This window comes from Ligilactobacillus hohenheimensis (assembly GCF_947381805.1).
Lineage (GTDB): Bacteria > Bacillota > Bacilli > Lactobacillales > Lactobacillaceae > Ligilactobacillus > Ligilactobacillus hohenheimensis.
Map to the genome: position 1 here is coordinate 1 of NZ_CANCXC010000013.1, position 528 is coordinate 528.

Here is a 528-nt window from a genome sequence, read left to right on the forward strand (position 1 = left end):
TAACCATGTTTCGTCTACGGGACGATCGCCCTCTGTGGTGCAGCTTCCCAACTGCTTCGACTACATGATTACTTGGTAACTCACAACACCAGTCCTACAACCCCAGAAAGCAAGCTTCCTGGTTTGGGCTGTTCCCCGTTCGCTCGCCGCTACTCAGGGAATCGAATTTCTTTCTCTTCCTGTGGGTACTAAGATGTTTCAGTTCCCCACGTGTTCCTCTTACTAGGCTATGCATTCACCTAGCAGTAATGACCTCACGGTCATTGGGTTGCCCCATTCGGAAATCTCCGGCTCAGTGCTTACTTACAGCTCCCCGAAGCTTATCGCAGTTAGTCACGTCCTTCATCGGCTCCTAGTGCCAAGGCATCCACCATACGCCCTTAATAACTTAACCTCTAATTACCTGACGGTAATTACTGAGTTTAGCGCTCAAGAACTTGTCTTGTTTTAAACTCTTTAAAACGCGGTGTTCTCGGTTCAATTTAATCAAGAAATCAAGAATTGTTATCTAGTTTTCAAAGAACAAAG

At 46.2% G+C, this 528-nt stretch carries 1 rRNA gene; it reads right to left on the reverse strand.

The annotated features are described in order from the left end of the window. Positions 1–394 (reverse strand): 23S ribosomal RNA (locus QOR60_RS06830); the annotation flags it as partial. Positions 395–528 lie beyond the last annotated feature (134 nt).